General features: G+C 59.8%; 14 protein-coding genes. 6 read left to right on the forward strand and 8 right to left on the reverse strand.

All coding sequences use genetic code 11. The features are described from left to right. From HMPREF3149_RS13825 to rimP, 4 genes are all read right to left on the reverse strand, one after another. The coding region (locus HMPREF3149_RS13825; RefSeq protein ID WP_246819906.1) for a translation initiation factor IF-2 N-terminal domain-containing protein at positions 1-318 on the reverse strand (318 nt) is incomplete at its 3' end. Positions 319-428: 110 nt separating this feature from the next. After that, positions 429-764, reverse strand: coding sequence for a YlxR family protein (locus HMPREF3149_RS00735; RefSeq protein WP_042531314.1), 336 nt, complete (start codon positions 762-764; stop codon positions 429-431). Positions 765-872: 108 nt separating this feature from the next. After that, positions 873-1,889 carry a transcription termination factor NusA gene (nusA, locus tag HMPREF3149_RS00740; protein WP_070535755.1) on the reverse strand — a complete coding sequence of 339 codons (1,017 nt, stop codon included), beginning with the start codon at positions 1,887-1,889 and terminating at the stop codon, positions 873-875. Between the two features lie 3 nt (positions 1,890-1,892). Then, on the reverse strand, positions 1,893-2,459 hold the full coding sequence (rimP, locus tag HMPREF3149_RS00745) for a ribosome maturation factor RimP (RefSeq protein WP_070535758.1): 567 nt from the start codon (positions 2,457-2,459) through the stop codon (positions 1,893-1,895). A gap of 37 nt (positions 2,460-2,496) precedes the next feature. On the opposite strand from rimP, the gene HMPREF3149_RS00750 reads away from it, so the two are divergent. Beyond that, complete coding sequence (locus HMPREF3149_RS00750; RefSeq protein ID WP_070535761.1) at positions 2,497-3,366, forward strand: hypothetical protein; 870 nt, start codon at positions 2,497-2,499, stop codon at positions 3,364-3,366. A 9-nt stretch (positions 3,367-3,375) separates the two neighbouring features. Here HMPREF3149_RS00750 and HMPREF3149_RS00755 read toward each other — a convergent pair whose 3' ends face one another. Together HMPREF3149_RS00755 and HMPREF3149_RS00760 are read right to left on the reverse strand one after the other, a co-directional pair. Then, on the reverse strand, positions 3,376-3,759 hold the full coding sequence (locus tag HMPREF3149_RS00755) for a DoxX family protein (RefSeq protein ID WP_070535764.1): 384 nt from the start codon (positions 3,757-3,759) through the stop codon (positions 3,376-3,378). Positions 3,760-3,786: 27 nt separating this feature from the next. Then, the gene (locus HMPREF3149_RS00760; protein WP_070535767.1) at positions 3,787-5,556 is read right to left on the reverse strand and encodes a proline--tRNA ligase; all 1,770 of its coding nucleotides are present in this window, start codon (positions 5,554-5,556) and stop codon (positions 3,787-3,789) included. A 32-nt stretch (positions 5,557-5,588) separates the two neighbouring features. On the opposite strand from HMPREF3149_RS00760, the gene yaaA reads away from it, so the two are divergent. Both yaaA and HMPREF3149_RS00770 read left to right on the forward strand, forming a co-directional pair. Beyond that, the gene (yaaA, locus tag HMPREF3149_RS00765; protein WP_070535770.1) at positions 5,589-6,311 is read left to right on the forward strand and encodes a peroxide stress protein YaaA; all 723 of its coding nucleotides are present in this window, start codon (positions 5,589-5,591) and stop codon (positions 6,309-6,311) included. A gap of 77 nt (positions 6,312-6,388) precedes the next feature. Next, on the forward strand, positions 6,389-7,513 hold the full coding sequence (locus HMPREF3149_RS00770; RefSeq protein WP_042531328.1) for an AAA family ATPase: 1,125 nt from the start codon (positions 6,389-6,391) through the stop codon (positions 7,511-7,513). 10 nt (positions 7,514-7,523) lie between these two features. On the opposite strand, the gene HMPREF3149_RS00775 is transcribed toward HMPREF3149_RS00770, so the two are convergent. Next, complete coding sequence (locus HMPREF3149_RS00775; RefSeq protein WP_186302089.1) at positions 7,524-8,837, reverse strand: DUF4921 family protein; 1,314 nt, start codon at positions 8,835-8,837, stop codon at positions 7,524-7,526. A gap of 51 nt (positions 8,838-8,888) precedes the next feature. On the opposite strand from HMPREF3149_RS00775, the gene HMPREF3149_RS00780 reads away from it, so the two are divergent. After that, the gene (locus HMPREF3149_RS00780) at positions 8,889-9,695 is read left to right on the forward strand and encodes a PhzF family phenazine biosynthesis protein (RefSeq protein ID WP_070535773.1); all 807 of its coding nucleotides are present in this window, start codon (positions 8,889-8,891) and stop codon (positions 9,693-9,695) included. 1 nt (position 9,696) lies between these two features. Next, complete coding sequence (locus HMPREF3149_RS00785) at positions 9,697-11,085, forward strand: protein adenylyltransferase SelO family protein (protein ID WP_070535776.1); 1,389 nt, start codon at positions 9,697-9,699, stop codon at positions 11,083-11,085. Positions 11,086-11,373: 288 nt separating this feature from the next. Here HMPREF3149_RS00785 and mqo read toward each other — a convergent pair whose 3' ends face one another. Continuing rightward, positions 11,374-12,876: a malate dehydrogenase (quinone) gene (gene mqo / locus HMPREF3149_RS00790; protein ID WP_070535779.1), complete on the reverse strand. Its 1,503-nt coding sequence runs from the start codon at positions 12,874-12,876 to the stop codon at positions 11,374-11,376. A gap of 304 nt (positions 12,877-13,180) precedes the next feature. Between mqo and HMPREF3149_RS00795 the strand changes: the two genes are divergently transcribed. After that, positions 13,181-14,185 (forward strand): alpha/beta hydrolase, encoded by a 1,005-nt coding sequence (locus tag HMPREF3149_RS00795; RefSeq protein ID WP_070535783.1) that lies wholly within the window; start codon positions 13,181-13,183, stop codon positions 14,183-14,185. Positions 14,186-14,199 lie beyond the last annotated feature (14 nt).

Raw genomic sequence — 14,199 nt, forward strand, 5'->3', positions numbered from 1 at the left:
GCCCGGCTTCGGAGCTGCAGCACCTGGCTTCGGCGCAGCGGGCTTAGCGGGCTTTTTCTCTGCCGGTTTGTTCTCTGCAGACTTCTTTGCTGCAGGCTTAGGCGCACTGGAGCCGGAAGCTGCAGGCTTATCCTTCTTCTCGCCGCTCTGAGCTTCCTTAGCTTCGTAGTGCGCGCGCATCTTCTTAACCACCGGAGGCTCGATGGTCGAGGATGCGGTTTTCACGAACTCGCCCTGTTCTTTCAGCGTGGCGAGTAGTTCCTTGCTGGTTACACCGAGCTGCTTTGCCAACTCGTGTACACGTAGCTTTCCGGGCACTTGTCTCCTCTTTAATCTTCCTAGGAGCCAAGGCCGCGAAAATACGGCTTGACCCCTAGTTAATGGCTATGGACTGTCATCGCTGATGCTGCTTCATGGTTGTGCGCTCATCAGTGTTCGGTCTTCCTTTTTAACTCTGGGTCGCACGGACTGACGCCCGCCGACGGCACCTGCTGCTGGGCAGCAAGGTACTCACGTACGTGACCTGTGTCCACGTCAGTGGACATTCGGAGCGCGCGCTTGAAGGCACGAGTTCGCTCCGCCAGCGCTACTGCTTCCAGATCTGGTCTGATCCATGCTCCCCTCCCAGGGAGCCGGCGACGCGGGTCCGGAACGACACGGCGACCTTCGGGATCGTCCCTATCGGCGACAACCCTGAGCAGTTCCGTGTCGGGATGCTTCTGGCGCGTAGCGATACAGGTTCGGAGTCGCTGTCCTTGAGACATCCAACTCCTTACGTTGTTTCGCCACTGCTACTACGCCACAGCATTCCTGCATGTGGGCCGTTGTCTAGTCTACGCGAAAATACGCCAAACCTTTAATTCCGCCGCGGGTTAATCACGCGCTGCGTCAGAGTGAATATCAATCTTCCAGCCCGTGAGGCGGGCAGCCAGACGAGCGTTCTGGCCTTCCTTGCCGATGGCTAGGGACAGTTGGTAGTCCGGCACGGTCACCTTGGCCACTTGCGCTTCTTCATCGAGGATCTCCACGCGTACAACCTTGGACGGCGCCAACGCATTGCCCACGTATACGCTGGGATCTTCGTTGAAGTCGATAATGTCGATCTTCTCACCGCCAATTTCGCGCATGATGTTGCTCACTCGCGCACCCTTGGGACCGATACAAGCACCCTTGGCGTTCAGGCCCTTCGCATGTCCCACGACAGACACCTTGGAACGGTGCCCCGCCTCACGGGCGATCGCGATGAGCTCAACGGTGCCATCAGCAACCTCCGGAACCTCCAGCTCAAAAAGACCACGCACCAGCTCCGGGTGAGTACGCGACAGCGTAATCTGCACCTTCGCACCAGTGCGGTTGACGCCCACCACGTAGGCCTTGACACGATCGCCATGCTCGAGCTTCTCCCCCGGCAGTTGTTCGGCAGGCAGGAGAATGGCGTCCTGGGAATCGTGCTCGGTACCCAGCTGCACCACAACAACGCCACGCTTGTTGGCGTGAATGTCGCGCTGCACCACACCAGACACGACGGTGCCGATGAGCTCAGAATAGGAATCATAGGTGCGCTCAGCTTCGTCCTCACGCAGCTTGCGCAGGATGGCGTCACGGACAGCCTGCGCACCGATGCGGCCGAAGTTCTCTGGGGTGTCATCGTATTCGCTGATGACCTCACCAGTTTCGGGATCGCTCTCCGTGACAATGACCGCCACCGCGCCGGAATCTGCATCGATGTCGACACGTGACTTCGTGCCTGCTGCCTTAGTCTCGGCTGACTCGGTGCGGTAATCCAGATAGGAATACAAAAGGGCACCCGCGATGGCTTCGAGCAGGTCCTTCACGTGGACGTCACGCTCGCGCTGAATCGTACGAAGTGCCTCTAGGTCAATATTCACTTATTAGTCCTCTCGGGTTGCCGAGTTCTGCTCGGCGAAATCGAACGTCTGCTTAGTCGCCTCCAGCTCCTGTGCTGAAGGTTGAGCAAATTCAATTTCTACCACCGCACGGGTGAGGTTTTCCAATCGCTCGATCTGGTAGTGCACCTCCTTCTTCACAGTCGTGACGAGCGCCACGGATTCTTCGTCTTCTGAAAGAGCACCGATGCGAGCGACGTGGGTGGTATCGGGGACGTCGGCAAGCGCGAAGCCCACGAGCCGTCCACGGTTACGGCGCCAGTGACGTGCGGCGGTGAGTGGGAAGTCCACGCCGGGGGTTGAGACCTCGAGCGTGTAGCCGGCACCAAAGTTCAGTTCACCGGCGTCTTCCTTCGCATCAAACAGTGCTGAAATCTCCTGAGACAACTCCTCGATAAGGTCTGAACTCGGGCGCTCATCACCGTCAACGCGGATAATGACCTGGGATTTCTTGCCAGCCCTCGTGGTCTTCACGTCCTCGATGTCGAGGCCGCGTGGGGTGACGACTGGCTGCAGGATGTCAGTAAGTTGCGCGGGTGTTGGGAATGCCATGCGCTCTAGACTAGGCCACACGGGTAGGGTCTATCGCGTGAACCGCCGAGTAGTTGTGCCTGCCCTCGCCCTCGTAGCCGCGCCGTGGCTCAGTGGCTGCCAAGCCACCAATGCCGTTGTGGACTATTTTGGTCCGCGCGCGGATCCCGCCTTGACCTCCCTCGCTCATGCCGCGAGCGCCGATGCTGAAGCTTTACAGGCGCTCGATGCCGACGCGGCGGCGTTACGCTCGCAGCACGCGGAAGAACTCTATGGGGAAATTGATCGCCTGTGCGGACGGGATGAGAACGGTCAAGCCCCACGTTCCTGTGCGGTTGACAGGGACGTGGCGCCGCGTGAGGCCGCCGATGTTTCCACAGTGCTTCACGACGCCTCCACGTCCACCGAAGAACAACTCGACCACGTGTCCTCGGAGTCCCGTGCGCTTGTCGTGGCCCAGGCCATCGCCCTGGAAGCGTGGACTGGTGACGAGCTCGGCGCGGCCCCGGCACTAACGAAGCCTGAAAGAGACCACGCAGTCGATCTCCTCGAGTGGGAATACCAACAGGTCTACGCCCTCGACTTCGCGCGCTCCTACGCTGCACCGGAGCTGGAGGAGACCATCGATGAGCGCCTCGACGTACATGAACACCGCATTCTGGAGCTGCAGGTAGTTCTGGACAAGCTTGGCGCTGTGCCCCAGCCCGCAGCGGCATATCAATCCCCCGGTGGGGCACTACCCCAGGATGCAGATTCAGCACGTGAATTCATCGACACCGTCGCACACAATGACACTCTGAAGTGGACCGATGCTGCCACGCAGGCCGCGGCGACTGCAGGAAGCGATAGCGAGGCTGAAGCCACGGCGGCGTGGCAGCGTTGGCTTATCGCGGTTGCGGCGCAATCACACCGCTTCCACACCGCCTAAGCGTGTGGCCTACTTCTTGTCCGCGTACAGCGACCAGGCGTAGCGCATCACCGGGATCTGCAGCGGCAAGCGCACCGCGTGATAGATCTTCTTGCCGGTCGACGCTTTGCCGCTCGAAAGGTCCTTGTAGGCCTGATAGAAGTTCGCTGGCCAGACGGCTGCGAGCAAAGCAAAGGCGGACAGGCCGCCGACCTTGCGCGTCGAGGGATTGGCCAGCAGCCCACCTGTCACCACTTCCCAGGCACCAGAAGTGAAGTTGTAGAAGCGGGCCGGTCCCGGCAACTGCGGGGGAATGATCGACTCGAATGGCTCTGGCTTAGCAAAGTGCAGAATGCCCATTGTGGAAAGGGCGCCGGCCATCGGATATGTCAGGACGGGCTTGTGTGAACTCATGCCCGCTAGCCTACGCTTGCTCCCCTCTTATCCGCGGATGAGCTCAGTGAGGGTATCGACGATCTCGTCAGCAGGGACCTCACGGGTCTCACCACCGCGGATACGCAGCTCAATGATGCCGTCAGCGAAGGAGCGTCCCAAGATAGCAATAAACGGCATACCGAGCAGCTCAGCGTCCTTGAACTTGACGCCTGGGGAGACCTTCGGACGATCGTCGAAAAGCACCTCGATTCCCGCGCGGTCTAGGTCCTCCACGAGCTTTTGCCCTGCCTCCATGGCGGCAGCATCCTTGTTGGCCACGGCCACGTGCACCTGATACGGAGCCACAGCCACCGGCCAGTTAAGGCCCTTCTCGTCGTGGCGCTGCTCCGCCAGAACCGCAAGCATACGAGTGACACCGATGCCATAAGAGCCCATGGTCGGAACAGCACGCTTGCCATTCTCATCCAGGATCTGCACGTCGAAGGCCTCGGTGTACTTGCGGCCCAGCTGGAAGATGTGGCCGAGCTCAATGCCGCGCTCCAAGGTCAGAGTGCCCTGACCATTCGGGGCTGGGTCGCCTTCCTTGACTTCAGCGGCCTCGATGTATTCATCGACGGTGAAGTCACGTCCAGCGACGCATCCCTCAACATGGCGGTTCGGGGCATCCGCACCCGTAATCCAGGCAGTGCCCGACACCACGCGGGGATCGGCGTAAACCTTCACCTCGTTAGCGTTGAGTGCGCGCGGACCCACATAGCCCTTGACCAGGAAGGGGTTCTTCTTAAAGTCAGCTTCACCGGCAAGCTCGAACTCAGCCGGCTCCAGGGACGCCTCGAGGCGCTTCTCATCCAAGCCACGGTCACCGGGAATAAGGACCGCAGCCAGCTCCCATTCCTTCTCTTCTTCCGTGGCCGCGGGAGCGGCCACCTTGATCATCATGCACTTGAGGGTGTCGGCAGCGCTGACCGCGTGCCCGTCAACAGTGACGCCCGCGCTCTTGGCCCACTCCACCAGAGACTCGATGGTCTCCGCATCAGGGGTCTCGTGCTCTTGGGCCTCCGGCAAACCATCGAAAGGAATTTCCTCCGGAGCCTGCGTGACGACTGCCTCCACGTTAGCGGCGTAGTCGCCCTCAGTGGAACGCACGAAGGTGTCCTCACCGACCTCGGAGACCGCGAGGAACTCTTCGGAGGCCGAGCCACCCATCGCACCGGAGGTGGCCTTGCAGATGGCGTAGTCGATGCCGAGGCGGTTGAAGATGTTCTGGTAGGCCTTGCGGTGCCGAGCATAAGACTCATCAAGGCCCTCGTCAGACATATCGAAGGAGTAGGAATCCTTCATGGTGAATTCGCGGCCGCGCAGAACACCGGCGCGCGGGCGCTCTTCATCGCGATACTTCGTCTGAATTTGGTACAGCGTGACCGGGAAGTCCTTGTAGGAGGAGTACATGTCCTTCACCGCGGTGGCGAACATTTCCTCGTGTGTGGGCCCGAGGAGCATATCAGCGCCCTTGCGGTCCTTGAGGCGGAAGAGGTTATCGCCGTACTCTGTCCAGCGGTTCGAGGTCTCATAAGGCTCGCGCGGCAGCAGGGCCGGGAACAGCATTTCCTGGCCGCCGATGGCGTTCATCTCCTCACGGATAACGTCCTCAATCTTGCGCATCGCGCGCAGACCCAGCGGCAGCCACGTATACACGCCTGGCGCGACGCGGCGCACATAACCTGCACGGACGAGAAGCTTGTGGCTGGGTACTTCGGCATCAGCCGGATCCTCACGAAGAGTGCGGAGGAAAAGCTCAGAAAGACGTGTAATCATGGTTGTTCAGTCTACATCGCTAGCATGTAGCCATGCTGATCATCCTCCCTCCTTCTGAGACCAAGGCCCATGGCGGCCACGGCGCACCCGTGAATTGGGACGCGCTCTCCTTTCCTGAGTTGACGCCTATACGCCGAGAAATTGCCGCTGAGTTGTCATCCCTTGAGGTCGATGAGGCCCTCGCCGTACTGAAGATTTCGCAGAAGCTGCGCGGTGAGGCCGAGTCCAATCGCGAGTTGGAGTCTTCTCCCACCATGCCTGCTCTGGAACGGTTCACGGGCGTGCTGTACGACGCCCTCGATGCACCTAGTCTGCCCTCCGACGCGCGTCAACACCTCGCTGTCGGCGACGCACTTTTCGGATTGCTGAGCGCCGATGACCTCATTCCGCACTACCGCCTCTCCGGTGGCACCAAGCTGGGTGGGCGCACTCTGAAGTCTCGTTGGGGCACGGCCATCACCGAAGAGCTGCGTGCGCTTGTCGCCGCAGGCGAGTTCCTCTTCGACATGCGCTCGGGCACCTACCAACAATTGGGCAAGCTCAAAGAAGCCGCCACTGTGCGCGTGGAGACAGTGCAAGAGGATGGTTCGCGCAAGGTGGTCTCCCACTTCAACAAGCACTACAAGGGCGAGCTCGCCCGCGTGCTGGCTCTGCACGGCGATGAGGTGGCCACCATCGAGGACGCCGCCCACATAGCTCAGGACGCGGGCATGCGCACCGAACTGCGCGGCAGCGAGCTGGTGCTCGTGGTCTGATTTATCTATTTATCAATTTATCAACGCCCGCCGATTTATCTATTTATCAATTTATCTGACTGCTATATACTCTCAGTATGACTGGAAACCCTTTTCGCCCAACCTTTGGCGCTAGCCCGCTAAAGTGGGCTGGCCGCAGTGCAGTTCTCAATGACTTCACGGTTGGGCTCGGCGGCGGAGTTGGAAACCCCAATCGCGCAATGCTTATTAGCGGCCATCGTGGGATGGGCAAAACAGTCCTGTTGACTGAGCTCGAGGACCTCGCAGCCCAACAAGGATGGGCTGTTATTCGAGTCAGTGGCCGAAGCAATTCAGTCACTCAGCTCATCGACTCCATCATTCCAGAAAAGATCAACCAGCTGTCTTCTCCATCAACCCGTCGAATCAAGGACATTCGCATTGCGGGCCTCGGTGGCATTGGTACTGAAGAGATCGGTACGCCACCGGTGCCAACATTGGAATCACGCTTGCGTGAACTCTCCGCTCATCTCAAAGACAGCGGAATTCTACTTACTATCGATGAGATTCAAGACGCCGATCCTCATGACCTTGAGAACATCGCAGTCGCATTCCAGCATCTTGTTCGCGATGAACTCGACGTTGCCATTGTGATGGCAGGGCTTACTGCTGGTGTTGACAAGCTTCTACACCTACCGGGAACAACGTTTTTGCGCCGTGCCCGCCGATTTCACCTTGGACCTGTCAACCCGCAAGCTACAACCAGCGCTTTCAAAGATACGGCAGCACTAACATCGATTGCTTTCAACGACGAAGCTGCCGACCGCGCTACTGAAGCTAGCCACGGTTATCCCTTCCTCATCCAGCTCATCGGGTACTTGGCCTGGAACGCCGCGTCACAAGCCAGTGAAACGACCATTTCCTCAACAACCGTTGACGCTGTTCTCGATGAGGCAATCACGACAATAGGAACGCATGTGCATGATCCTGCGGTACGTGCACTAAGCCAACGCCAACTTGAGTACCTACACGCGCTGGCAGACATAGCAGATGAAGCTGGAACGGCCACCTCCGGTGCTATCGCTCACGAGCTCAAGACAACAACAACGTCTCTCAGTGAAGTGCGCGCGCGTTTGCTAGAACAGGGGCTTATCGACGCCCCACGGCACGGTACAGTTGCCCTAGCGCTGCCATACCTCCGCAATTATCTTCACGCAGGCGGCGAACAAACCTACGTGGATTAAACCTAGCCGATTACACCAGCGGGTGATAGCGCAAACTGTTGCGCTTGAGCTCGCATTCAGTGGCGATGGCGATACCGGAGGCAATCTTCCCGCGCTCGCGAAGTCGGAAGAGAGCGTCCACAATACGATCGCGCAGGCTCCACGGATCAATGGTGTTGATGTAGACCTTCGTGCCGCCTTCAAAGCCGGCGAGGGTGGACACGCGCAGCTTGATCATGACGCGCCACGGCTGCGGCAGATCCATGCTCGGCGGGCGGTGATGCCATTCCTCATTGCAGGCCACATCGGGGCCCACAGCCGCGTGGGCTGCGTGAATGAGATCAGACATGCCGCGGACCTCGCCGGGGCTTTGCTCCCATGGCTCACAACACGGCGACTTGGAGTACACCTCCAAGGTGGGATAGCGGTGACCGAAGCCAGCGAAGAGCACGGCGTACTCGTTCTCCGCGATGACTAGGTTGCGCTTGGCTGCGTAGCCGACCGCCCAGTCGTTGTACATGTTGGGGTGCTTGCGCAAAATGGCGTTTTCCTGGTTAGCGGCCATTCCCAGAGCATCGATGGCGACGAGTTGCTTGTGCAGGTGATCAAAGGATGCGCCTGCGGGCGACAGCCAGTTCTGAAAGACGGCCACATAGGCCGCATAGCGGTTGCGCTGATAAAGCTCCCGCGTGGATTCCGCCGTGAAGGTCGTCAGCAAGAAGTGCTCATCCGGGCTCAGTGTGCCGGAGGACGCGAGCTGACTGTCATCCGTCGCGCCGTCCACAAAGTGCCGCGCACCGATGATGACATCGTGGCCGCCGCCGAAGAAACCATCAGCGAGGGCGAGGAGGGAGTCGTCGTCAAGCGCGGCGTCCCTGCCTGCGGCCTTGAGCTTCGTACGCACCACATTGAGCACGTGCGCACGCCCGGCTTCATCAGCCTCATAGCGTTCCTTATGACGGGCCAAATCCGGGTCCATGGTGTAGCCGTAGTTGTCGTGCCAATAATCATAAGAAACAATCTCAAACAAGTTGGGAACACGGCGGAAAGCCGGAGTCGAACTGTCGAGCTCATGCGGCAGCAGGCCGCTCTGGATCTCCCCAGAAGGGAGAATGCGAGACTTTTCCGGCGGAGTATCGAGCATGCGCCCTGAGCAGAATGCACAGGTCTGAGTATGCGCATCAGCTGTCAACGGCTGTGGATCCTTAGCCGAGTGCGACAACGGGCGGTTGCCGCGGCCAGGAACTGTCCACACCTCAGTCCCAGAGAAGGGGTTGATCTGCTTGACGGTTCCGTCCGCCATCGTCTGGATCGGCTCGACGCGGCTAAAGAGTGCTTCGCTCATGCAGCCCAGAGTAGACCTCCGTGCGGCACCGTGCGACTAGACTTGGAGTCCATGCAGCACCGATTCTTCGAAGTAGATGTCTTTGCCACCGGCCCCTTCAGTGGAAATCCACTCGCTGTGATTGCTGACGCTGACGATTTGAGCGCCGAGGAGATGCAGCGCATCGCACACTGGACCAACTTTTCTGAGACCACGTTCCTGTGCTCACCTACTGACCCAGCTGCGGATTATCGCGTGCGGATTTTTACCCCGCACGAGGAATACCCCTTTGCCGGACACCCCACGCTCGGCAGCGCCCGCGTCGTAGCTGAGCTCCACGGCAAGACCGGAACTCTGGTTCAAGAATGCGGCGTGGGTCTTGTCACGGTGCGCCAAGAGGAAGGCCGTTTCGCCTTCGCTACCCCACCACTGGTGCGCGAGGGGGAACTTTCTGAGTCTGAGCTTGATGAAGCCGCCTCGGCCCTCGGCGTCGACGTCGCTGACGTTGTGGACTCCGGGTGGGTCGATAACGGCCCGGGCTGGCGTCTCGTGCAGCTGGAGTCTGCCGATGCCGTTCGTGCACTCACTCCCACGCCGACGCCAGGCGTCAAGGTAGGGGTGGTCGGACTGACCGGCGACACTAGCCCCGCCTACGAGGTGCGCGCCATCACCGCCCAGTTCGAGGACCCCGTTACTGGTTCCTTCAATGGCGGCGCCGCCCAATTCCTCCGCGCCAAGAACGCCGTGCCCGCTAGCTATACCGCCGCTCAAGGCTCTCAGGTGGGCCGCGATGGCCGCGTGTACATCACCGACGATGGCGACAACATCTGGGTTGGCGGCGAGGCCCACATTCGCGTGCGCGGAACTATGGAGTCCTAAGATGGCCGCTTCTTCTCTTCCATTTGAACTCCATCACGACTTTGCTCACCGTCTTCCCAGCATGGTGTCCGCTGCCCGCGGCGAGGAACAGCCCGCCGCACGCCTCATCGTGCTCAATGAGGACCTAGCTACCCAGCTAGGCCTTGACCCGGAATGGCTGCGCACAAACCAGGGCCTTGAGTTTCTCCTCGGACGCGGGCCAGAAACTCCCGATGCTATGGCCTATGCCGGGTTCCAGTTTGGGCAGTACAACCCATCCATGGGAGACGGCCGCGCGCTCCTCCTCGGCGAGGTGACCGGCCCCACCACCCCACAAAATCCGGCGGGACTCTGGGACCTGCATGCGAAGGGAACCGGGCTCACGCCGTACTCTCGCTATGGCTCCGATGGTCGCGGCACACTGCGCTCTATGTTGCGCGAGTATCTCTTCTCCGAGGCCATGCATGCGCTCGGAGTCCCCACCACGCGCTCTCTCGCGGTGATCGCCACCGGCCGGCCCCTCCAGCGCCAGGTTGTGGAGGAAGCCGGCGTCCTCGTGCGCGTAGCCTCCAGCCACATCCGCGTGGGCTCTTTCCACTTCGCAGCCCAATCCGAACAACCCGGCCTGCTCAAACAGCTCGCGGAGTACACCACCGAGCGCCACTACCCTGGCGCTGACCATCGTGCTCTCTTTACCAGGGTCATGGAGGCCCAAGCTGCCACCGTGGCCAACTGGATGCAGCTGGGCTTTATCCACGGCGTCATGAACACCGATAACACGACCCTCTCCGGTGAAACGATTGACTATGGTCCATGTGCCTTCATGGAAGACTACGACCTCGATACATGCTTTAGTTCTATTGATACACAGGGCCGTTACCGCTTCGGGAACCAGCCGGACATCGTGGGCTGGAACCTGGCTCGTTTAGCGGAGTCGCTACTGCCGCTTTTCGACGACTCCCCCAACACCGCCCTCACCTGGGCGCAGGATGCCATCAATTCCTTCGGCGAGCGCTATGAACGCGCACGCAGGGACGAAGCACACCGCCGTCTTCAGCTCCCCGAGGAACTCTTCGAGGAGTACACCGGAGCGCTTAAGCATTCCCGTCCGGATCTCACACAGGCCAACCTTGCCCTCGTGACAGCTGCTTCCGGCGACCGCGCTGCGGCGTACGAACTCTTCGGCGATGACCGCTTCGTGGATGAATACTGCACTAGCACCCTCGACGTCGACGTCCTTACAGCATCCACTCCACGGGTTGTGCCTCGCCCACGCCTCGTGGAAGCAGCTCTGGCTGATGTGTCCGAGTTTTACCGCTTCCTCCAGGCAGCGACTCACCCCTTTGACGCCGCGGCGGAATACGAGCAGCCCGGCGGCACCGAGGGCTATCTCACGTTCTGCGGCACCTAGGCTCCCTCCGACCCTCTCTCCTGCGGCTGCACCGACAAAAGAAAACCACCGGCGCCCCGAGGTCTCCGCCGGAAAGGAAACGGAGGCTCGGGGCGCCGGTGTGTCTCTATCTCTCACTGCTGCGCTCCCGGTCGGTTTCTCAGGCCGACCGCCCCGCGCAGCTGGGGTTCTCTCTATCTCTCGCATGCGCTCTCTCAAACGCACAACATAAGTATGGAGCGTTCTCCTTGAGGAAGCGTTCCACAGCACTGAACGCTTCCTGACAGTTCCTGAGAGTTGACTGACTGACTACTTGTTCTCGAGCTGCAGGGTCTTCTGGGTGTAGTCCCACATCTCGTTGTAGAGCTTCTTGTCCTTGGAGAGCTTAATGCCGTAGGACGGAATCATCTCCTGAATCTTGTCGCCCCACTGGATCATGTGCTCACCGAAGCAGCGCTCCAACAACTCAACCATGACGGCCGGGGTGATGGACGCACCTGGGGAAGCACCGAGCAGGCCTGCGATGTTGCCCTCCGGGTTGTTGATGAGAGTGGTGCCGAATTCCAAGGAGCCGAATTGCGGCGCACCGGCCGGCTTGATGACCTGGACACGCTGGCCAGCGATGACGGTCTCCCAGTCGTTCGGATCAGCGTTCGGGACGTACTCCTTGAGGGTCTCGACGCGCTTGTCGAAGTCCTTGAGAACCTCAGAAACCAGGTACTTGGTCAGGCCGAACTCCTGGGCGGCAACGCCAAGGTAGGAGGTGATGTTGTCAGGGCGGATGGACTTGAACAGGTCGAAGTAAGAACCCTTCTTGAGGAACTTCGGCGACCAACCTCCGTACGGCCCAAACAGTAGTCCCTTCTCACCGTCAATGACACGGGTATCAAGGTGCGGCACGGACATCGGCGGAGCGCCGACGGCAGCCTTGCCGTAGACCTTGGCGTTGTGCTTCTCCACGAGCTCCGGGTTCTTGGAACGCAGCCACAGACCAGAGACCGGGAAACCCGCGAAACCAGAGACTTCGCGAACACCAGCCTTGCGCAGCAGATCCAGGGCGTAGCCACCGGCTCCGACGAAGACGAACTTGGCGTGGACTGCCTCATAGTCTCCGGTGTGCAGGTTCTTGGCGGTCACACGCCACTTGGAGCCATCGCGCTTAATATCAACGACCTCGTGGCCGTAGCGAATCTCGGTACCCGCGGCCTTAGCTGCAGTAAAGAACTGCTTAGTCAGGGCACCGAAGTTCACGTCGGTACCAGCGTCGGTCCACGAGATAGCAACCTTCTGGGAGTTGAAGTCACGTCCCTCAGACATGAGCGGCAGGTTTTCCTGGAAGGTAGCGTCATCATCGCTGAACTGCATGTTCGGGAACATGTGGTTGTCCTTGAGCGCATCGAAGCGACGCTTGAGGTAATCCACCTGGATAGAGCCCTGAGCGAAGGACACGTGCGGGACCTGGTTAATGAAGGCGCTCGGGTCGGTGAGAATGCCGTTGTTGAGCTGGTGAGACCAGAACTGGCGAGAAATCTGGAATTTCTCATTAATGTTCATGGCCTTAGAAACGTCAATACGGCCGTTCTTCTCTGGGGTGTAGTTCAGCTCGCACAGTGCAGAGTGGCCGGTACCGGCGTTATTCCACGGGGAGGACGACTCAAGCGCGGGACCATCGAGGCGCTCGAAGACCATCTGGGTCCAGCTCGGCTCGAGCTCGCGGAGCATGGCGCCGAGGGTGGCGCTCATAATACCCGCACCAATGAGGGCAACCTCAACCTCGTCTACTACTTGTGCTGTCTTCTTATCGGAGGACACTGTACTTATTACCTCTTTGAGTCGATGTATTCGATGTGGTCAAGTGCCCTGCGTAGTCGGGCTACACAGAGCGCGGTGAGAAAGCGCTCGACGATGCTAGGAACCAAGCCGGCACGCAGATCACCCGTAGAGGGAGATCCGTCAAGCATTATCTTCACCTTACGCCCCTTGGGGTGAAATAGGCATTCTGTAAGAAAGAAATGCCCGATCCGCAGCGAGTTACCCCCTTTGTGGTGCAGACCATATCCCCCACCTGAGCGCGATCCGGAGCACTCATTTAGTTCAAGAGCCTACTATATGGGTCATGACTATTAATGAACTCGCGTGGGCCGAGGACATTCTCGGACCTGATTTCCAGTCCGTCCCCCTCGAACTTGGCGCTGATCCCGACGGTGAAGGGGATGTCCGCGCCACACTGGTGCGCTACTGCCCCGGCGGTGACGCAGACGCCGCCTACGACGATCGACCAGCCCTCGTGTGGGTTCACGGCATGACGGACTACTTCTTCCACAGCCACGTCGCCGAATACTTCTACGAGCAGGGCTACGCGTTCTACGCGCTAGATCTCCGCAAGTGCGGTCGCTCCCGACAGGAAGGCCAGACGTGGCACTACATTAGTGACCTTCGCTATTACGATGCGGATCTCAATGCAGCGCTCGACGCGCTCCCACATTCCCGCGTAGTGATCATGGGACACTCCACCGCAGGCACGATCGTTGCCCTGTGGCTCGATCGTCTTCGCCGAACGGATTCCGCGCGTTTCAAGCGCATTGCCGGCGTAATTTTTAATAGCCCGTGGCTCGCCATGATGGGTGTCTCGGATGCCGCCTATGAGGCGCTAAAGTACGCAATCTATGCCGGCGCCACAATCGCTCCGCGCTTCGAAATCCCTGCCGGGGATCTCACCACGTACGGCGAGTCCGTGCATTCCAGCCAGCACGGCGATTGGGACTTCGACCTCACGTTCAAGCCCCTGGGCGGGCATGCGAAATATCTCGGCTGGCTCGCAGCTGTGTTCAAGGGTTTCGACGCCATTCACTCGGGTCACGTCGACATCGGCGTACCACTGCTGACCATGACGTCACATAGATCGGAACTGGGCAAGAAGTATTCAGAATCAGCAAACACGGCGGACACGGTCGTCGATCAGCGCCAAAGCCAGCGCTGGGCCAAGGAGCTCAGCTCGCAGTACACCCTCCACGTGGTAAAAGACGGACGCCATGATCTTTTCCTGTCGCGCCCCGAGCCGCTTGATGATGCCTTCTCTGCCGCTACCGAGTGGCTCCGCACGGTCGTACCGGTTGAGTAGTCAACGCAGCCTAG

The sequence above is a fragment of the Corynebacterium sp. HMSC05E07 genome (genome assembly GCF_001807225.1).
GTDB classification, from domain to species: Bacteria; Actinomycetota; Actinomycetes; order Mycobacteriales; family Mycobacteriaceae; genus Corynebacterium; species Corynebacterium singulare.

Bases quoted from the DNA above. Each gene is read 5' to 3' on its own strand.
- rimP (WP_070535758.1), bottom strand. From the start codon at position 2,459: ATGGCATTCCCAACACCCGCGCAACTTACTGACATCCTGCAGCCAGTC.
- HMPREF3149_RS00785 (WP_070535776.1), top strand. From the start codon at position 9,697: ATGGCCGCTTCTTCTCTTCCATTTGAACTCCATCACGACTTTGCTCAC.
- HMPREF3149_RS00735 (WP_042531314.1), bottom strand. From the start codon at position 764: ATGTCTCAAGGACAGCGACTCCGAACCTGTATCGCTACGCGCCAGAAG.
- HMPREF3149_RS00760 (WP_070535767.1), bottom strand. From the start codon at position 5,556: ATGATTACACGTCTTTCTGAGCTTTTCCTCCGCACTCTTCGTGAGGAT.
- HMPREF3149_RS00770 (WP_042531328.1), top strand. From the start codon at position 6,389: ATGACTGGAAACCCTTTTCGCCCAACCTTTGGCGCTAGCCCGCTAAAG.
- HMPREF3149_RS00775 (WP_186302089.1), bottom strand. From the start codon at position 8,837: ATGAGCGAAGCACTCTTTAGCCGCGTCGAGCCGATCCAGACGATGGCG.
- HMPREF3149_RS00755 (WP_070535764.1), bottom strand. From the start codon at position 3,759: ATGAGTTCACACAAGCCCGTCCTGACATATCCGATGGCCGGCGCCCTT.
- yaaA (WP_070535770.1), top strand. From the start codon at position 5,589: ATGCTGATCATCCTCCCTCCTTCTGAGACCAAGGCCCATGGCGGCCAC.
- HMPREF3149_RS00780 (WP_070535773.1), top strand. From the start codon at position 8,889: ATGCAGCACCGATTCTTCGAAGTAGATGTCTTTGCCACCGGCCCCTTC.
- HMPREF3149_RS00795 (WP_070535783.1), top strand. From the start codon at position 13,181: ATGACTATTAATGAACTCGCGTGGGCCGAGGACATTCTCGGACCTGAT.